At 67.7% G+C, this 18959-nt stretch carries 17 protein-coding genes and 1 pseudogene; 7 read left to right on the top strand and 11 right to left on the bottom strand.

The window, feature by feature from the left end:
- Positions 1-31 precede the first annotated feature (31 nt).
- The 4 genes from pimB to AC5Y47_RS18755 all read right to left on the bottom strand — a co-directional run bounded on the left by pimB (position 32) and on the right by AC5Y47_RS18755 (position 3603).
- Positions 32-1162, bottom strand: a complete 1131-nt coding sequence (gene pimB / locus AC5Y47_RS18770) for a GDP-mannose-dependent alpha-(1-6)-phosphatidylinositol monomannoside mannosyltransferase (RefSeq protein ID WP_499945751.1) — start codon at positions 1160-1162, stop codon at positions 32-34.
- A 48-nt stretch (positions 1163-1210) separates the two neighbouring features.
- Complete coding sequence (locus AC5Y47_RS18765) at positions 1211-1921, bottom strand: gluzincin family metallopeptidase (RefSeq protein ID WP_499945760.1); 711 nt, start codon at positions 1919-1921, stop codon at positions 1211-1213.
- Positions 1922-2006: 85 nt separating this feature from the next.
- Positions 2007-3164, bottom strand: a complete 1158-nt coding sequence (gene ripC / locus AC5Y47_RS18760) for a peptidoglycan hydrolase RipC (protein WP_499945749.1) — start codon at positions 3162-3164, stop codon at positions 2007-2009.
- Positions 3165-3336: 172 nt separating this feature from the next.
- The gene (locus AC5Y47_RS18755) at positions 3337-3603 is read right to left on the bottom strand and encodes a hypothetical protein (RefSeq protein ID WP_499945748.1); all 267 of its coding nucleotides are present in this window, start codon (positions 3601-3603) and stop codon (positions 3337-3339) included.
- 126 nt (positions 3604-3729) lie between these two features.
- Between AC5Y47_RS18755 and AC5Y47_RS18750 the strand changes: the two are divergent.
- A pseudogene (locus tag AC5Y47_RS18750) lies at positions 3730-5550 on the top strand (DEDD exonuclease domain-containing protein); the annotation flags it as partial.
- On the opposite strand, the gene trpD reads toward AC5Y47_RS18750, so the two are convergent.
- Positions 5488-6579 (bottom strand): anthranilate phosphoribosyltransferase, encoded by a 1092-nt coding sequence (trpD, locus tag AC5Y47_RS18745; protein ID WP_499945746.1) that lies wholly within the window; start codon positions 6577-6579, stop codon positions 5488-5490. The pseudogene AC5Y47_RS18750 and the gene trpD sit on opposite strands and share 63 nt — an antisense overlap.
- A gap of 113 nt (positions 6580-6692) precedes the next feature.
- On the opposite strand from trpD, the gene ctaE reads away from it, so the two are divergent.
- The 4 genes from ctaE to qcrB all read left to right on the top strand — a co-directional run bounded on the left by ctaE (position 6693) and on the right by qcrB (position 11077).
- Positions 6693-7304: an aa3-type cytochrome oxidase subunit III gene (gene ctaE / locus AC5Y47_RS18740; protein WP_499945745.1), complete on the top strand. Its 612-nt coding sequence runs from the start codon at positions 6693-6695 to the stop codon at positions 7302-7304.
- Positions 7305-7341: 37 nt separating this feature from the next.
- Positions 7342-8187 carry a cytochrome bc1 complex diheme cytochrome c subunit gene (gene qcrC / locus AC5Y47_RS18735; RefSeq protein ID WP_499945744.1) on the top strand — a complete coding sequence of 282 codons (846 nt, stop codon included), beginning with the start codon at positions 7342-7344 and terminating at the stop codon, positions 8185-8187.
- A gap of 68 nt (positions 8188-8255) precedes the next feature.
- Complete coding sequence (gene qcrA / locus AC5Y47_RS18730) at positions 8256-9416, top strand: cytochrome bc1 complex Rieske iron-sulfur subunit (RefSeq protein WP_499945759.1); 1161 nt, start codon at positions 8256-8258, stop codon at positions 9414-9416.
- Entirely contained in the window at positions 9413-11077 is a 1665-nt protein-coding gene (gene qcrB, locus AC5Y47_RS18725) for a cytochrome bc1 complex cytochrome b subunit (RefSeq protein ID WP_499945742.1), read from the top strand. Before qcrA ends, qcrB begins: the two co-directional genes overlap by 4 nt.
- 104 nt (positions 11078-11181) lie before the next feature.
- On the opposite strand, the gene AC5Y47_RS18720 is transcribed toward qcrB, so the two are convergent.
- From AC5Y47_RS18720 to ctaC, 4 genes are all read right to left on the bottom strand, one after another.
- The gene (locus AC5Y47_RS18720; protein ID WP_499945741.1) at positions 11182-11832 is read right to left on the bottom strand and encodes a DUF2561 family protein; all 651 of its coding nucleotides are present in this window, start codon (positions 11830-11832) and stop codon (positions 11182-11184) included.
- Positions 11833-12786 carry an MmpS family transport accessory protein gene (locus AC5Y47_RS18715; protein WP_499945739.1) on the bottom strand — a complete coding sequence of 318 codons (954 nt, stop codon included), beginning with the start codon at positions 12784-12786 and terminating at the stop codon, positions 11833-11835.
- A 181-nt stretch (positions 12787-12967) separates the two neighbouring features.
- On the bottom strand, positions 12968-13387 hold the full coding sequence (locus AC5Y47_RS18710) for a cytochrome c oxidase subunit 4 (RefSeq protein WP_499945737.1): 420 nt from the start codon (positions 13385-13387) through the stop codon (positions 12968-12970).
- A gap of 8 nt (positions 13388-13395) precedes the next feature.
- Positions 13396-14484 (bottom strand): aa3-type cytochrome oxidase subunit II, encoded by a 1089-nt coding sequence (ctaC, locus tag AC5Y47_RS18705; protein WP_499945736.1) that lies wholly within the window; start codon positions 14482-14484, stop codon positions 13396-13398.
- Between the two features lie 191 nt (positions 14485-14675).
- Between ctaC and asnB the strand changes: the two genes are divergently transcribed.
- Positions 14676-16658, top strand: coding sequence for an asparagine synthase (glutamine-hydrolyzing) (gene asnB, locus AC5Y47_RS18700; protein WP_499945734.1), 1983 nt, complete (start codon positions 14676-14678; stop codon positions 16656-16658).
- A gap of 73 nt (positions 16659-16731) precedes the next feature.
- Here asnB and AC5Y47_RS18695 read toward each other — a convergent pair whose 3' ends face one another.
- Positions 16732-17706, bottom strand: coding sequence for a carbohydrate kinase family protein (locus tag AC5Y47_RS18695; RefSeq protein ID WP_499945733.1), 975 nt, complete (start codon positions 17704-17706; stop codon positions 16732-16734).
- Positions 17707-17885: 179 nt separating this feature from the next.
- Between AC5Y47_RS18695 and AC5Y47_RS18690 the strand changes: the two genes are divergently transcribed.
- Positions 17886-18542: an Rv0361 family membrane protein gene (locus tag AC5Y47_RS18690; protein WP_499945731.1), complete on the top strand. Its 657-nt coding sequence runs from the start codon at positions 17886-17888 to the stop codon at positions 18540-18542.
- A gap of 1 nt (position 18543) precedes the next feature.
- Here the strand turns inward: AC5Y47_RS18690 and AC5Y47_RS18685 are convergent, their stop codons facing one another.
- Complete coding sequence (locus AC5Y47_RS18685) at positions 18544-18900, bottom strand: HesB/IscA family protein (protein WP_499945730.1); 357 nt, start codon at positions 18898-18900, stop codon at positions 18544-18546.
- Positions 18901-18959: the final 59 nt, after the last annotated feature.

The following is an 18959-nucleotide window of genomic DNA, read 5'->3' as shown; positions in this document are numbered from 1 at the left end:
ACTGCTCGGCACACCTAACTGCTCGGCACGCCTAACGCAGCAGGTCGGCGAGGCGCGCGGCCAGCGTGTCCCAGCGCCACTGTGCCGTCACCCACTCCCGGCCGGCGGCGCCCATCGCCGCCGCCCGGTCGCGGTCGGTCAGCAACCCGGCGATCGCTTCGGCGATCTGGTTCACCGAGTTTCCATCCACCACCAATCCAGTCTCGTTGTGCTGCACCGTTTCCGGCGCGCCACCGGAGTCGCCGGCGACCACCGGCACCCCCGTCGCCGACGCCTCGAGGAAGACGATGCCCAAACCCTCCACGTCCATCCCCGCTCCGCGGGTCCGGCACGGCATCGCGAACACGTCGGCCATCGCATGATGGGCGGGCAGGGCGTCGCCAGGGATGCCACCGGTGAACGTCACGTCGTCGGCCACGCCGTTCTCCCGGGCCAGCTTGCGCAGCGTCTCCAGGTACGGACCGCCGCCGACGATCACCAGAGCGGCACCGTCGACCCGGCGCCGGATCGACGGCAATGCACGGATCAGCATGTCCTGGCCCTTGCGCGGCACCAGCCGCGACACGCACACCACCGTCGGCCGATCACCCAGCCGATACCGCGCGCGCAATTCGGCGCGGGCAGCCGGATCCGGCCGGAACCAGTCGCTGTCCACCCCGGGTGGCAGGTATTCCAGCGAGGCCCCCGGCCCGAAGGCGGGCGCGAACCTGGATCTGGTGTAACGACTGACGAAGGTCACCACATCGGTCCCGTCACCGATCCGGCGCAGCACCGACCGCGCGACCGGCAGCATCGACCACCCCACTTCGTGACCGTGGGTACTGGCCAGCACCCTCGCCACCCCGGCCTGGCGGGCCCGCGGCGCCAACAACGCCAGTGGCGCGGCAGCACCGAACCAGACTGTGTCGATGTCGTGCTCGGCAATCAGCCGGCGCATCCGCATGTCCACCGTCGGGACCGGCAGCATCAGTGTGGTGGGATGGCGCACCACCCGGTAGCCCGCGGCTTCGTCAAACTCCCCGGCGCCCTTCCACTTTGGCGCATACACCGTGATGGTGTGCGAACCGGAGTCGACCAGGCGGTCCACGAATTCCCCCAGATACGACTGGATGCCGCCACGTCGCGGGGGAAAGTCGTTGGTTACCAGCAAGACCCGGCTCACCACGTCACGTTAGCGCGGCAGGCACGCGCGACCCGGTAGCGGCGCGGATCAGGCGCGACTGGCCATCCACTGCTGCCAGTGCGTCAGCACGCCGGGCAGATCCAGGCCGAGGACCGCGCGGACGGCGCCGGGCACATCCGCGTGCCCGACACCGCACGCCGCCACGTACAGTTCGCGCAGTTTCAAGGCCCCATAGGTATCGGCGACGAATCGCGCGAACCACCAGGACCGGTCGTATGCCAGCGAGCGCAGCGGGCCGGGGGCGTCCAGATCGTCGTCTGACGGCAATGACGTGGCAGAGCCGGCCGGCACCGCGGGCTGGGGTCGGGCGACGTAGTCGGCCACCCCTTCGGTCAGCCAGCGTGGGGCGTCCAGCGCGGTGTCGGCCCGCGCCGCGTAATGAAACAGCTCGTGGGACAGCACAATTCGCAGTGCGCTGTCGCTCATGCCGGCTGCGCCAGGGGCGAACACGATCCGGGCGTTGGCCACCGTGCGGTGCGCCGGGTCGACACGATCGGCCACCGTCACCGCCGCGATGTCCGTCCACTGTGCGGCCGGACCGCCGCCGGCCGCGACTCGGAACTGCTCGTCCGAACCGGTGGTCACCACCGGGATCTCGGGTGGCCAATCGGCACCCCAGAAGTCCACGACTGCATCCACCGCGGAACGCATGTGCACCGACACCCGCGACAGCAGACGGTCCGCGTCAGGTCCGCCGAGGTTGACCGCCCGCACCACGCGATCGTGCGTGGCCGTCATCGGATGAACCGGGAGGACGAGCGCCGCTATCAACTCAGCGAGCAGTACGCCTGCCAGCAGCAGGCGCGGCACTGCCACGCGAATCTCAGTAGCGGCGGGCGTCGTAGATCGGGCCGGAGGAGTTCATCGGCACCACCCGAACCGGCTGGCCGAAGGTGGAGGAATGCACCATCATCCCGTCGCCGATGTAGATGCCGGCGTGCGATGCGTCGGAGTAGAACGTCAGCACGTCACCGGGTTGCAGCTCGCCGAGCGACACCGGCTGGCCGCCGTGTGCCAGCGCCTGACTCGAGTGCGGCAGCGAGATGCCCGCCTGCTGGAACGCCCACATGACCAGCCCGGAGCAGTCGAATCCGCCGGGCGCAGCGCCACCCCACACGTACGGCGATCCGATCTGGGTCAAGGCGGCCTGCACGACCACCGCACGGTCCCCGCCACCGCCACCGGGTTCGGTGAACGGCGCTCCGGTGAAACCGCCGGGCGGCGGCACCTGACCGGGAGCCGGCGCACCGTCTGGCGCGGGCGGCGCGCCGGGCGGCAACGCCTCGGGGGCCGGCGCACCCGGCACACCCTCCGGCGCCGGTCCGGGATTGGCCATGGCGGTGCGCTGTTCGGGCGTCAACGCCATGTATTGGGACTTCACGACGGCGATCTGCACCTGCAACTGGCTCTGCTTGTGCTGCAGGTTGGCCCGCACCGCGGCGGCCTGCTCGGCGGCGGCCTTGGCGTCGGCCGCCGATTTCGCAGACACCTGCTCAGCCTTGGCGGCCTGCTCGCCAGCGGCCTTGAAATTGGCCATCTGAGTTGACATTTGACGCGCCATCACCCGCTGCACGGCCAGACCGTCGATCAGCAGCTGCGGCGACTCCGCGGTCAGCATGGCGTCCAGCCCGTCGGTGCGACCACCCATGTAGGCGGCTGCGGCAACCTTGTTGACCGCGGTCTGGAACGAGGCCAATCGCGCCTTCGCGGCGTCCGCGGCGGCCTGGTCGTCAGCCAGCTTCCGCTCCGCGGCCTGCAAGGCGCCCAACTTGTCGTTCAAGTCGAGTTGTGCGCTGTGCATCGCCTCGGTGGTCTGCTCAGCCTGCCGGGACAGCTCGTTGAGTTTTGCCAGCGCGTCCTCGGCGGGATCGGCCATCACACCCGCGGCCGAAATGCCGGACAACACGACGAAGCTCGCTAACGAACCGAGGGCAGACCTCTTGATGACGCGCACAGTCGAATGCCAAAAGTCGAGCCTCAAGATTTGCTTCCTTAAACTGCCATCGACGCCAATGCGTCGAGCGGGTTTAGGTCTCAAACAGGTTACGAAACGATATCGGCGTTTGTCCAAAGGGAGGGCTTAAGAAATTAGGAAGATTTCTGTCATTTCTATGTGGTGCAGGGATCTTGCCGTCGTCGACCATACACGAGCCTCACGCGACCCCGGGCTCACGTCCGCGCCGGATCGGGACCAGCCGCAACCGCGGCGCCAATCCCACCTCGGCGAGCGCCTGCAACGCGACTTGCTCGTCGTAGGAAAGGGTTTCGGGCACGCCGAGCAACACGCTGACCACGCACTCGCGACACCCCGGCCCGCGCACGGCGCAATCGTCGCAGTCGATGACCACCGACTCCCCGGGCCGGAGCGCCCCGGCGTCGACGGTACGGCGCTCCCTTTCAGCTCCGCTGCTGAGTGCCATCTGAGTCCTTTCGTCCGAGCTCGCATCCATAAATCGAGCTGATCCGCACGGTAACGGTCGGCACCGACAACAACGTTCGGCGTGGCAACGCCGACGGTGTCGGTGCCCCTGCTTAACGTCACGCCCATGAGTGCTACCGGTGGGAGTCAACTCAGCTTCGCCGGACTGGACGGGTGGGACGCCGGCGAAGAGCCTTCGCTGCGTGAGACCACCTTTGTGGTGGTCGACCTGGAGACCACGGGCGGGCGCGCGGTCGGGCACCCCGGCGTCGTACCCGACGCGATCACCGAGATAGGCGCGGTCAAGGTGCGCGGCGGCGTCGTGCTGGGTGAGTTCGCCACCCTGGTCGACCCGCAGCGCAGCATCCCGCCGCAGATCGTCCAGCTGACCGGGATCACCACGGCAATGGTGTGCGACGCCCCGCCCATCGACGCGGTGCTGCCGATGTTCTTCGAGTTCGCCGCCGACTCGGTGCTGGTGGCCCACAACGCCGGTTTCGACATCGGGTTCCTGCGCGCCGCCGCCGAGCGCTGTCAGCTGAACTGGCCTCGCCCCAAGGTGCTGTGCACGGTGCGGTTGGCGCGGCGGGTGCTGAGCCGCGAGGAAGCCCCCAGCGTGCGACTGGCGGAGTTGGCCCGGCTGTTCGCGGTGGCAACCCAGCCCACTCACCGCGCCCTCGACGACGCCCGCGCCACCGTGGACGTCCTGCACGCGCTCATCGAACGGGTCGGCAACCAGGGCATCCACACCTACACCGAACTGCGCTCGTATCTGCCCGACGTCACGCCCGCTCAGCGGCGCAAGCGGGTGCTGGCCGACGGACTGCCGCGCCGCCCCGGTGTCTACCTGTTCCGCGGACCGGCGTCGGAGGTGCTTTACATCGGCACCGCCGTCGACCTGCGACGTCGCGTCAGCCAATACTTCAACGGCGCCGATCCGCGAGGCCGGATGAAGGAGATGGTCGCCCTGGCCGGCGCGATCGACCACGTGGAGTGCGCGCACGCGCTGGAAGCCGGCGTGCGTGAGCTCCGGTTGCTGGTCGCTCACGCCCCGCCCTACAACCGCCGGTCGCGGTTCCCGCACCGCTGGTGGTGGCTGGTGCTCACCGACGAGGCGTTCCCGCGGTTCTCGGTGGTCCGCAACCCCGGGCATGACCGCGCCGTCGGACCGTTCCGGTCCCGCACCGAGGCCGCGGACACCGCCGCCCTGCTTGCCCGGTTCACCGGGGTACGGACCTGCACCAAAAGGCTGGCCCGGTCGGCCCGGCACGGTCCGGCGTGTGCCGAAGTCGAGATATCGCCGTGCCCGGCAGCCCGGGACGTGGGTCCCGAGCACTACGCCGAGGCGGTACGCCGTGCCACGGGGTTGATCGAGGGCACCGACAACACCCCGCTGGCCGCGGCTGCGGCGGCGGTCACCGCGCTGGCAGAACGGCATCATTACGAGAGCGCGGCCCGCCTGCGCGACCACATCGCCACCGCCGTCGAGGTGCTGTGGCGAGGCCAGCGGCTGCGGGCCCTGACCGCGCTGCCCGAGTTGATCGTCGCCAAGCCGGACGGCCCCGACGGCAAGGACGGCTACCAGCTGGCCGTCATCCGGCACGGCCAACTGGCCGCGGCGGGGACTGCCGCGCGCGGTGTGCCGCCGATGCCCGTCGTCGAGACCCTTGTCGCCGGCGCCCAGGCGGTCCTGCCGGCGCCGGCACCGCTCGGCGGCGCGCTGGTCGAAGAGACCGCACTGATCGCCCGGTGGCTGGCCACGCCGGGAGTGCGGATCGTGCGAATCAGCGGTGACGGTTGGGCGTCGCCACTGCGGGCGGCGGGCGCTTGGGCGGCGTGGGCGGCCACGGCCCGCTCGGCGCGGCTGGCCGGTGAGCAGGCCGATTCACACCTGCTGACCGAACCGCACCCAACGCGCGAGCAACTGTTCGGCCGCCCCGCTGTCGATCGTGTCGGCGGCGCGGCGCAACCCGTCTTCCCACGCCGGCAACCATTCAGCGCGGCTGGATAACCCCGCGTGGGCCACCAGTGCCCCCGCCGCGTTGAGCACGACGGCGTCGCGCACCGGACCTTTCTCCCCGGCCAGCACGGCCCGCACCTCGGCGGCGTTGACCTGAGCGTCGCCACCGCGCAGCTCGTCGATGTCGGCGCGGGCGAAACCGAACCCCGCGGGATCGAACTTCAGCTTGTCCACGGTGCCCGCCTGCACCCGCCAGATGGTGCTCGTCGTGGTGGTGGTCAGTTCGTCGAGCCCGTCGTCGCCGTGCACCACCAACACACTCGACCGGCGGGCGGCAAACACCCCGGCCATCACCTCGGCCAGGTCGGCGAACGCGCAACCGATCAGGCCGGCCCGCGGCCGGGCCGGATTGGTAAGCGGCCCAAGGAGATTGAAAACCGTGGGTACTCCGATTTCGCGACGCACCGCTGACGCGTGCCGGTAGGAGGGATGAAACTGCGGCGCGAAGCAGAACCCGATCCCCAGCTCTTGAAGGCTGCGGGCGACCTGTTCGGGTTCCAGGTCGATGCGCACCCCGAGAGCTTCCAGCGTGTCGGCGCCGCCGGACAGCGACGAGGCCGCGCGGTTGCCGTGTTTGACGACGGGGACGCCGGCCGCCGCCACCACGATCGAGGCCATGGTGGACAGGTTGACGGTGTTGAACCCGTCACCTCCGGTACCGACGACATCCACCGCGTCCTCGGGCAGCGCGTCGACAGGCATGGGGCGGGCGTGGTCGAGCATGACACCGGCCAACTCGCTGACTTCGTCGGCCGTGGGACCCTTCATCTTCAGCGCCACCGCGAACGCCGCGATCTGAGCCGGCTGCGCGTCTCCGCCCATGATCTGGTCCATGGCCCAGGCGGCATCCCCCCGCGTCAGATTCTGCCGCTCGGTCAGACGCCCCAGCACCCGCGGCCAGGACGGTGCCGCACCGGGAAGACCCCCGGACGGAACAGCCTCAGACGACGCAGCCACGCGCCGATGGTCCCACGCGTACCCGACCGCCACCCAACCGCCGCCACGCCGAATTACGCGAAAAATGTCACCCGGGTAGTGCTCGACAACTACAAAGCGTCATACTTGCGGATGTGACGAGTGCTGTAGGGACCTCGGGTACTGCGATTACGTCGCGAGTGCATTCGCTGAATCGGCCGAATATGGTCAGTGTTGGCACCATAGTGTGGCTTTCCAGCGAGCTCATGTTCTTTGCTGGCCTGTTCGCGTTCTACTTCACGGCGCGAGCGCAGGCAGCCGGGAACTGGCCGCCGCCGCCGACCGAGCTGAACCTGTATCAGGCGGTGCCGGTGACGCTGGTACTGATCGCTTCGTCGTTCACCTGCCAGATGGGTGTGTTCGCCGCGGAACGGGGCGACGTCTTCGGGCTGCGCCGCTGGTATCTACTCACCTTCGGGATGGGGTTGTTCTTCATCCTGGGCCAGGCCTACGAGTACGTTCACCTGGTTCAACACGGCACCACCATCCCCGGCAGCGCCTACGGCAGCGTCTTCTACCTGGCGACCGGGTTTCACGGCCTGCACGTCACCGGCGGTCTGATCGCGTTCATCTTCCTGCTGATCCGCACCAGGATGAGTAAGTTCACCCCGGCTCAGGCGACCGCCAGCATCGTCGTCTCGTACTACTGGCACTTCGTCGACATCGTGTGGATCGCGCTGTTCGCGGTCATTTATTTCATCCGATGAGCCCGCGGCTCCGAATCCAGCAAAAGAGGAGTGTCGGTTGAGGAAATTGGGGTCTACCCGATCTGGTAGCGGTGAGCGTAAGGCCCGGTCCCGCCGGCGTCTGCGCCGTCGCCTGTCCGGCGGCCTGTTGCTGCTGATCGCGCTGACCATCGCCGGTGGCCTGGCAGCGGTGCTGACGCCGACACCGCAGGTGGCCGTGGCCGACGAATCGGGCTCGGCGCTGCAGCGGACCGGCAAGCAGCTCTTCGAGACGTCCTGCGTGTCCTGCCACGGCGCCAACCTGCAGGGGGTGCCCGACCACGGCCCCAGCCTGATCGGTGTCGGCGAGGCGGCCATCTATTTCCAGGTGTCGACCGGACGCATGCCGGCGATGCGCGGTGAGGCGCAGGCACAGCGCAAGGAACCGGTCTTCGACGAACACCAGATCGACGCGATCGGCGCCTACGTGCAAGCCAGGGGTGGCGGCCCGACCGTGCTGCGCAACCCCGACGGCAGCCTGCAGATGGAGTCGCTGCGCGGCACCGACCTCGGCCGCGGCGGCGACCTCTTCCGGCTGAACTGCGCGTCGTGCCACAACTTCACCGGCAAGGGCGGCGCGCTGTCGTCCGGGAAATACGCGCCGGACCTGGGACCGGCCAACGAGCAGCAGATCCTCACCGCCATGCTGACCGGTCCGCAGAACATGCCGAAGTTCTCCGACCGGCAGCTGTCGCTGGAAGCGAAGAAGGACATCATCGCCTACGTGCGGACCACGGCTGAGGAGCCGTCGCCGGGCGGCTACGGACTGGGCGGGTTCGGACCCGCACCCGAGGGCATGGCCGCTTGGATCATCGGCATGGTCGCTGCTATCGGGCTGGCACTGTGGATTGGGGCACGGACGTGAGCGAGGGTTCTGACGTGACGCACGACGCCGGCCGCAAGGCCAGCTCGGACACCGACACCGACACCCACCTGGGTCGCAAGGAGCCGGACGACGGCGCGCTGGCCAACATGTCGCGGCAGGAACTGCTGGACCTGGGCAGCGAGATGGACGGCGTCCAGATCGTCTACAAAGAGTCCCGCTGGCCCGTTGAGGGCACCAAAGCCGAGAAGCGCGCGGAGCGCTCGGTGGCACGCTGGCTTTTGCTGGGCGGTGGACTGGGGCTTGCCCTGCTGGTGGTTTTCCTGTTCTGGCCGTGGGAGTACAAACCGAGCGGGACACCGGGCAACTTCTGGTACTCGCTGGCCACCCCGCTCTATGGGCTGACGTTCGGCGGCTCCATTCTGGCGATCGCCATCGGCGCGGTCCTGTACCAGAAACGGTTTATCCCACAAGAGATCACGATCCAGGACCGCCACGACGGAGCATCCCGCGAGATCGACCGCAAGACGGTGGTGGCGAACCTGGCCGACGCCTATGAAGGGTCGACGGTCGGACGCCGCAAGCTGATCGGACTTTCGTTCGGCATCGGCCTGGGCGCGTTCGGTCTGGGCACCCTGGTCGCGTTTGCCGGCGGCCTGATCAAGAACCCGTGGAAGCCGGTCGTTCCCACCGCCGAGGGCATGAAGGCGGAACTGTGGACGTCGGGCTGGACACCACGGTTCAAGGGCGAGACCATCTTCCTGGCCCGGGCCACGGGCGCCCACGACGGCCCGCCGTTCGTGAAGATGCGTCCCGAGGACATCGACGCCGGCGGGATGGAGACCGTCTTCCCCTGGCGCGAATCCGACGGCGACGGAACCACGGTGGAATCGCACGAGAAACTGTCGGAAATCGCCATGGGCATCCGTAACCCGGTGATGCTCATCCGGATCAAACCCAGCGACGTGGACCGGGTGGTCAAGCGCAAGGGTCAGGAAAGCTTCAACTTCGGGGAGTTCTTCGCCTACACGAAGGTCTGCTCGCACCTGGGCTGCCCGGCCTCGCTGTACGAGCAGCAGTCCTACCGCATCTTGTGCCCGTGCCATCAGTCGCAGTTCGACGCCCTGCACTTCGCCAAGCCGATCTTCGGTCCCGCGGCCCGTGCACTGGCGCAGCTGCCGATCACAATCGACAAGAACGGGTATCTCGTCGCCAACGGCGACTTCGTCGAACCCGTAGGACCGGCATTCTGGGAGCGCACAACCTCATGAGTCCTAAACTGAGCCCTCCGAAAATCGGTGACGTCCTGGCCGGCCAGGGCGACGCGGTCGACACTCGCTACCACCCGTCGGCCGCGGTGCGTCGTCAGCTCAACAAGGTGTTCCCGACCCACTGGTCGTTCCTGCTCGGCGAGATCGCCCTGTACAGCTTCATCGTGCTGCTGATCACCGGCGTGTACCTGACGCTGTTCTTCGACCCGTCCATGGCCGAGGTCACCTACAACGGCGTCTACCAGCCGCTGCGCGGCGTGGAGATGTCGCGCGCCTACGAGTCGGCGCTGCACATCTCCTTCGAGGTCCGCGGGGGCCTGTTCGTCCGCCAGGTCCACCACTGGGCCGCGCTGATCTTCGCGGCGGCGATCATGGTGCACCTGGCGCGCATCTTCTTCACCGCCGCATACCGCAGGCCGCGCGAGGCCAACTGGGTCATCGGTTCGCTGCTGCTGATCCTGGCCATGTTCGAGGGTTATTTCGGCTACTCGTTACCCGACGACCTGCTCTCCGGGATCGGTCTGCGGGCGGCGCTCTCCTCGATCACGCTGGGCATGCCGGTGATCGGGACCTGGCTGCACTGGGCCCTGTTCGGCGGCGACTTCCCCGGCACCATCCTGATCCCGCGGCTGTATGCCCTGCACATCCTGCTGCTGCCGGGGATCATCCTGGCCCTGATCGGTGTCCACATGGCGTTGGTGTGGTTCCAGAAGCACACCCAGTTCCCCGGTCCCGGCCGCACCGAGCACAACGTCGTCGGCGTCCGGGTCATGCCGGTGTTCGCCGTGAAGTCCGGTGCGTACTTCGCCGCCATCGTCGGCGTGCTCGGTCTGATGGGCGGGCTGCTGACGATCAACCCGATCTGGAACCTCGGACCCTACAAGCCATCTCAGGTCTCCGCCGGTTCGCAGCCGGACTTCTACATGATGTGGACCGAAGGCCTGGCCCGTATCTGGCCGCCATGGGAGTTCTACTTCTTCCACCACACCATTCCGGCTTCGGTGTGGGTGGCGTTGATCATGGGCCTGATCTTCGTGCTGCTGACCATTTACCCGTTCCTGGAGAAGCGCTTCACCGGGGATTACGAGCACCACAACCTGCTGGTGCGACCGCGGGACGCACCGGTGCGCACCGCCGTCGGCTCCATGGCGATCGCCTTCTACATGGTGCTGACGCTGGCGGCCATGAACGACATCATCGCGTTCAAGTTCCACATCTCGCTGAACGCGACCACGTGGATCGCCCGCATCGGCATGGTGATCCTGCCGCCGCTGGTCTACTTCGTCGCCTACCGCTGGGCGGTCGGCCTGCAGCGCAGCGACCGCGAGGTGCTCGAGCACGGCGTGGAGACCGGCATCATCAAGCGGTTGCCCCACGGCGCCTACATCGAGTTGCATCAGCCACTGGGCCCCGTCGACGACCACGGCCACCCGCTGCCGTTGGAGTACCAGGGTGCCCCGCTGCCCAAGAAGATGAACAAGCTGGGCTCGGCCGGCACACCCGGAAGCGGCAGTTTCCTGCGCGCGGACCCGACGACGGAGGACTCGGCGCTGCGGGAGGCGAGCCACGCTGCCGAACACCGTGTCCTCACGGCGCTGCGGGAGCACCAGGAAGGCATCAACGGCTCCGGTAACGGTTCTTCCAACGGCGAGCACCACTAGAGGCACGATCAGCGGGACCGGTCCGGCGGCGGTGACGCGCCGCCAGTGGCCGGCGGCGGTGACGCGCCGCTAGTGGCCGGCGGCGGTGACGCGCCGCTAGTGGCCTAGTGGCCGGCTTGCCCGCTACGCAGCTGTCGCACGTAGGCCCATTCGATCGCCGGCATGCCCGCGGCGATCAGTCCGGCAAACGTGTAGCTGACCCACGAAGGCCCTTCGTGTCCCGCGGCCATCAGGTAGGTCGCCAACGCGACGCCGGTCAGTGCGGCGCCGATGGCACTGGTCAGGGCGAGCGTGCCGCGTAACCAGAGCCGGTCGACGGCCTCACCGGACCACTCGTCAACGCCCCCATAGGCTTTCACCGCGTCCCGGCGCGTCGGCTCGGCCAACGCGCGCGAGCCGGGGCGTCCGCCCACCCGGACCGGCTGCCTGGCGGGCCCACGCCCCTGCAGCGCCCTCGACCGGACCACCGGCTCGGCCTGCGTCGTCCGCCGGGCCCGCAGCAACACCGGGATGGCGCCCGCGATGACCAGCGCGGAGACGATGATGACCGCATACAGCACCCACGTGGTGTGGGGGCTCCGCGCCATTTTGTGGAACCCCCGGCCCAGGTCCGTCAAGGCGACGGCGGCTGCCACGCTGACGCCCACCAAGACCAGCCAGATCGCGGCGCAGGCACCGATCATGACGCGGTCGATGATGTCAGGATTGACCACCGGATCCGGCCCGCGCCGGTACGCGGAATATCTGCCGACCATTCAGCAGCTCGTCTGCGGTGAGTCGTTGGTGTTGGCGGACAATACCGTCCCATCGCTAGTGATGATCGAACAGTTCAGTTTGCTGACGTGGAACAGACTGGAGGCCTCCAGCGAACCGACATCGGATTGCGAGATCGGCGTGACCGTCATCGACCACGGGATATAGACGTTGTGCTGGGTCCGGCGCCGGCCGGAGGAGTCGACGTAGGTGACCGAGATGATGTCGCCCGGAGCCTTGCTGCCGGTCACCGAATAGGTGACCTGTCGCGGACCGGTCAGGGTCGTGGTCGGCGCCGGAGGCGGGGCCGCCGCGCTCGGGCTGGGTGCCGCAGGCGGCGGCGCAGTGGCCGAAGGTGACGGCGGCGGCGCAGTGGCCGAAGGTGGCGGTGGTGGCGGCGGCTCGGACGACGATGGCGGCGGCGGCGGTGGCGGCTCCGACGACGACGGCGGCGGTGGCGGCGGCTCGGAGGACGACGGCGGCGGCTTGGTGGTGGTGATCTCGTCCTGCACCGGCGATGTCGACGACGAAGTGGTGGTATCGGGGTTGGCGAGTTGGCGGGAATCGGAATGCGTCACGAGCAGTGACACCGACGTGACCAGCGCGATCGCGGCCACGATCGCCGCGACGCCGACCACCCAGGGCCAGCGCGGAGCGGAGTCCTCGTCACGGTCGAAGGCGTCGTAACTGTCGTAGTCGTAGAGCGCCAGATCGGCCGGGATGTACGGGCCGCTGAGGAATTGCTCGGACTCCGGCGCCGAGTACGCCCGGGAGTGGGTGTCGGTTTCTGCGGGGTCTGCTGGAACGTCCACGGCATCAAGCGAATCCGGCCCGTCACCGTGGTCTGGGTCTGACAGTTCGTAGTCGAGTGCGTCGCCACCGGAGTCCAGATCGGTGGGCTCACCGGCACGGTCGGATTCGTCAGGTTCCCATCCCGGCGGATACGGCCCGCTCATGTCTGCCTACCCTGTCCAACTACCCGACCGGCGCGCGTGACTGGGCGACTGGATCCGCGCACACGCGCTCGGTGATTTCTCATGGTGCCTCGGAAACCCTACCCAACCGGTTGGGACACAGCCGCCGCGGCAAACTGGCACCGATCAACTGATGCCCTGATTGTGACCTTCTGGGCAGCGCTCAGTGCTTTTCGGGACCAACGTAGTACTCGAAGACCAGTCCGGCTACCGAGGCGAGGATGAACACCACGCCCGCGACGATCAGCCAGGGCAACCACAAGGCCATTCCGGTGGCCGTGACGGACCCGGACAGCGCGATCATGATCGGCCACCAGCTGTGCGGGCTGAAGAAACCCAATTCCCCTGCCCCGTCGCTGATCTCGGCGCCCTCGTAGTCCTCGGGCCGGGTGTCCAGACGACGCGCGACGAACCGGAAGAAGGTGGCGACGATCAACGCCAGCCCGCCCGTCAGCGCCAACGCGGTCGTACCGGCCCACTCCACACCGCCGACGGCGAAGATGGCGGTCAGCACTCCGTAGAGGATCGTCACCACCACGAAGAACGCGGCGACGAACTCGAACAGCCTGGCTTCGATGTGCATGAGTTGTCCTAACCTCTTGGGCTCGGGGCCAATTCGCCGCGGCGGGTGTCGAACGGACGGGTCTTGATCGCCAGCGGCGGCTGGTTGATCGCCTGCAGAGCCTCGGCGTTGGTCTTACCGGCGATGCGCTGCTGCAGGAAGGCCACGAAGTCGTTGGGCTCGACCACGCGGATCTCGAAGTTCATCATCGCGTGGTAGGTGCCGCACATCTCCGCGCAGTGACCGACGAACGCGCCGGTCCGGACGATCTCGTCGACCTGGAACCGGTTGACGCTGTTGTTCGCGACCGGGTTGGGCATCACGTCGCGCTTGAACAGGAACTCCGGCACCCACCAGGCGTGGATCACATCGGCCGAAGCCTGTTGGAATTCGATGCGCTTGTGGGCCGGCAGCACCAGGACCGGGATCTCGGTGCTGGTCCCCAGGATCTCGACCTTGTCGAAGTTCAGATAGGTGCGGTCCTCGGTGTTGAGTCCGTGGACCGGTCCGACGAGCTCCTCACCGTGCCTGTCCTTACCCTCCGGTTTGGACGTCATCGCCCGCTTCTTCGCCTCGTCGAGACCGTCGTACTTGAAGGTCTTGTCCTTGAAGTTGACGCTCTGGTAGCCGAACTTCCAGTTCCACTGGAAACCGGTGATGTCGATCACGACCTCGGGGTCGTCGGCCAGGTGGGTCATCTTCTCCTGCACCACAACCGTGAAGTAGAACAGCACCGAGATGATCAGGAACGGCGTGACGGTGAGCACCAGCTCCAACGGCATGTTGTAGCCGAACTGCCGAGGTAGCTCGGTGTCGGTCTTCTTGTGCCGGTGGAAGGCCGAAGCCCAGAAGATCAGGCCCCACACGATGATCCCGACGACGAAAGAAGCGATCACCGCGCCGATCCACAGTTGCCTGTTGGCGTGGGCCTGGGGGGTGATGCCCTCGGGCCAGCCGAGCGCCAGCGCGTCCTGCCAGGTGCAGCCACTGAGGGTGAACGCCAGCAGACCCAGAGTCGCGACCAGCAACACCGGACGCAGACGGCGGGCCAAACCGCCAGCGCGTCCAGAACTGCACTGCGACAGGCTTTGCGAACGGTCGAGCCCGCGACGTGTCACGTTGGCGCCTCCTGTATCACAAGCTGGGCCGACCGGCCTGTCAGCCGACTCGGCTCACTCGGATGTCGAATACTACGCAGCGTAGACCACGCCCACCCGGCAGGCGACTGCCTGGTCACCCCGACCCGCCGGACGGGGCCCGGGCAGCGGCATCGCGCAGGTATCGGCCGCGTGCGGCATACTGGGGCGCCGTGTGTGGACTGCTGGCCTTCGTCGCCGCTCCGGCCGGTCAACCAGGCGCTACGGGTGCGGCTGACCCGGCGCACATCGACCGGGCCGACGACGCGATCGGCGGCGCATCGCACCTGATGCGGCACCGCGGTCCGGACGAATCCGGCACCTGGGCGGACCCGGACGCCGACGGTTCGGTGATCTTCGGGTTCAACCGGCTGTCCATCATCGACATCGCCCATTCCCATCAGCCACTGCGCTGGGGGCCGCCGGACGCGCCGGGTCGCTACGTGCTGGTCTTCAACGGCGAGATCTACAACTACCTGGAACTGCGTGAGGAACTGCGCGCGGAACACGGCGACGTATTCACCACCGACGGCGACGGGGAGGCGATCGTCGCCGGATTCCACTTCTGGGGCGCCGAGGTGCTCACCCGCCTGCGCGGCATGTTCGCGTTCGCCCTGTGGGACACCGTCACCCGGGAGCTGTTCTGCGCCCGCGACCCGTTCGGCATCAAACCGCTGTTCATGGCGACCGGCACCGGCGGCACCGCGGTGGCCAGCGAGAAGAAGTGCTTACTGGACCTGGCGGAATTGGTCGGCTTCGACGCTGCGGGTTCTGGGATCGACGAGCGCGCGGTGCAGCACTACACCGTGCTGCAGTACGTGCCGGAGCCCGAGACGCTGCACCGTGGGGTGCGCCGGCTCGAATCGGGTTGCTATGCCGTCATCCGCCCCGGCGCCGAACCGGACGTCACCCGCTACTTCGCGCCGCGCTTCGGGGCGGTGCCGATCACGTCGGACACCGAGCAGGCCCGCTACGACGAGATCACCGCGGTGCTCGAGGATTCGGTGGCCAAGCACATGCGCGCCGACGTCACGGTCGGGTCGTTCCTGTCCGGCGGCATCGACTCCACGGCAATCGCGGCGCTGGCGATCCGGCACAACCCGCGGCTGATCACCTTCACCACCGGTTTCGAGCGCGAGGGCTTCTCCGAACTCGACGTGGCGGTGGCTTCGGCGGAGGCGATCGGCGCGCGGCACATCGCCAAGGTGGTCAGCGCCGAGGAGTTCGTCGGTGCGTTGCCCGAAATCGTCTGGTACCTCGACGAGCCGGTCGCCGACCCGGCGTTGGTCCCGCTGTTCTTCGTCGCCCGCGAGGCCCGCAAACACGTCAAGGTGGTGTTGTCCGGGGAGGGCGCCGACGAGCTGTTCGGTGGTTACACGATCTATCGGGAACCGTTGTCGCTCAAGCCTTTCGACTATCTGCCCCGGCCGCTGCGTAGGTCCATGGGCCGGGTGTCCAAGCCGCTGCCGGAAGGCATGCGCGGCAAGAGCCTGTTGCACCGTGGCTCGTTGACCCTCGAAGAGCGCTACTACGGCAACGCCCGCAGCTTCTCCGACGCGCAGTTGCGCGACGTGCTGCCCGGATTTCGGGCGGAGTGGACCCACACCGACGTCACCGCCCCGATCTATGCCGAGTCGGTCGGCTGGGATCCGGTGGCCCGGATGCAGCACCTCGACCTGTTCACCTGGCTGCGCGGCGACATCCTGGTCAAGGCCGACAAGATGACGATGGCCAACTCGCTGGAGTTGCGGGTGCCGTTCCTGGATCCCGAGGTGTTCGCCGTCGCGTCGCGGCTGCCCTATCAGGCCAAGATCACCCGCACCACCACCAAGTACGCGTTGCGGCGCGCGCTGGATCCGATCGTGCCCGCGCACGTGCTGCACCGGCCCAAATTGGGCTTTCCGGTGCCCATCCGGCACTGGCTGCGCGCCGGTGAACTGCTGGAATGGGCCTACGAGATGGTCGAGTCGTCGCAGGCCGGCCACCTGATCGACGTCGCCGCGGTGCGTCGCATGCTCGACGAGCACCGTCTCGGCGCCGCCGACCACAGCCGACGACTGTGGACGCTGCTGATCTTCATGCTGTGGCACGCGATCTTCGTCGAGCACAGCGTGGTGCCCCAGATCAGCGAACCGGTCTACCCGGTCGAGCTCTGAGCGCGAACAGACACAAAAGCACCCATTTTCGGCGAGAAATGGGCGCTTTTGCGTCTCCTCGCGGGGTAACGACTCAGGCGAGCACCGCGGCGATCTCGGAGGCCGCCTCGTCGCCGAAAGCGCTGGTCAGCCTCGCGGCCGCGATCGACCGGTCCCACTCCCAGTTCTGGGTTCCGGTCGATTCCAGTACCAGCACCGCGACCAGCGAACCGAGCTGCGCCGACCGTTCCAGGCTCAGTCCCGCACTGCGGCCGGTCAGGAACCCGGCGCGGAAGGCGTCGCCGACGCCGGTGGGGTCGGTGCGGCTGGTCTCGGGCACCACCCCGACGTGCAGCGACGTGCCGTCGCGTTCGACGATGTCGACACCCTTGGCGCCCAGCGTCGTCACCCGCAGATCGACCTGCGCCATCACGTCGGCCTCCGACCAACCGGTCTTGGACAGCAGCAGATCCCATTCGTAGTCGTTGGTGAACAGGATCGCTGCACCGTCGATGAGCTGCTTGATCTCCTCGCCCGAGAGCCGGGCCAGCTGCTGCGACGGGTCCGCGGCGAACGCCAGCCCCAGCTTGCGGCACTCGTCGGTGTGCACGACCATCGCCGCCGGGTCGTTGGCGCCGATGATCACCAACTCGGGGGTGCCGATGCTCTGCACCACCTCGGCCAGCTTGATGTCGCGGGCCTCCGACATCGCTCCGGGGTAGAACGACGCGATCTGGGCCATCTCGGTGTCGGTGGTGCAGACGAACCGCGCGGTGTGGGCGGTGTTGGAGATGAGCACGTTGTCGCAGTTCACGCCGTGCGACTGCAGCCAGTCCCGGTAGTCGGCGAAGTCGTTGCCGGCCGCACCGACCAGCGCGGCGCTGCCCCCGAGCACGCCGATGGCGAAGGCGATGTTTCCGGCCACTCCCCCGCGATGCACCACCAGGTCGTCGACCAGGAAGCTCAGCGACACCTTGCTCAGGTGTTCTGGCAGCAACTGCTCGGAAAACCGACCGGGAAACCGCATCAAATGGTCGGTGGCAATGGAACCGGTTACCGCGATGGTCACTAAATCTCCGCCCTTCGTTTCTAAGGTCGTCTAGCCTCTCATGAACGCCGGCCGGACAACCAACGCTGCTGCCCGCAGCCGTTGCGCTAGCCTGCCTAGAGAACTCACCCGGTTGCCGGACTCCGGACTCGGACGGCAACCCGCTCATTCCTCTCACCCCACAGCGTAGGAGAACAACGATGGCCGGTCCGCACCCGCCGAACCTCCCGGTCGGCGACCAAGGACCTCAGCAGAGCCAGCCGTACCCCGAGACCGGCCCCAACCAGCCTGAAACCCTCGACTTCCCGCCCGACGGGGGCGGACCGGCGCCTTATCATCCCGGGCCGCCGGCACCGGTCCCCTACCCGGAACGACGGCGTCGCCGGCTACTGCTGGGCATCCTGCTGACGATCGCACTGATAGCGGGCCTGACCACGGCCATCGTCTACGGGGTCCGCACCAACGGGTCCAACACCAGGACCACGTTCTCCGAGGCGTCCGCCAAGTCGGTCATCCAGACCTACCTCAACGCCCTGGCGCACAAAGACACCGACGTCATCGTCCGCAACGCGATGTGCGGCATCTACGACGCGGTCAAGGACAAGCGCTCCGACCAGGCGCTGGCCAAGCTCAGCAGCGACGCGTTCCGCAAGCAGTTCGCCGAGGTGGAAGTCACCTCGATCGACAAGATCGTCTACCTGTCGCAGTACCAGGCTCAGGCGTTGTTCAGCATGAACGCGACACCCAGCACCGGAGGACCGGCGCGCAAAGAGGTGCAAGGCATCGCGCAGCTGCTCTTCCAGCGCGGTCAGATCCTGGTGTGCTCCTACGTGCTGCGCACCGGAGGGCAGTACTAGCTCAGTTGAACGAGTCGCCGCACGCGCACGAACCCGTGGCGTTCGGGTTGTCGATGGTGAAACCCTGCTTCTCGATGGTGTCGACGAAGTCGATCGAGGCGCCCTGCACATAGGGCGCGCTCATCCGGTCCACCGTCAGGGTCACCCCGCCGAACTCAACGGTCAGGTCGCCATCCAGCGTCCGGTCGTCGAAGAACAGGTTGTAACGAAGGCCCGCACACCCGCCCGGCTGCACCGCGATACGCAGCGCCAGGTCGTCGCGTCCCTCCTGATCCAGCAGGGATTTCGCCTTGGCGGCGGCGGCGTCCGTCAGGATCACCCCGTGGGCCGTGGCGGTCGGCTCGTTCTGCACCGTCATTGCTTCTCCTACATGCCTGATATGTCGGGTGGATTCCGCCCGGCTCTCCCGCTCGATGT

This window comes from Mycobacterium sp. NGS22, from assembly GCF_059813095.1.
This window is presented reverse-complemented; position numbering and strand designations above follow the sequence as displayed.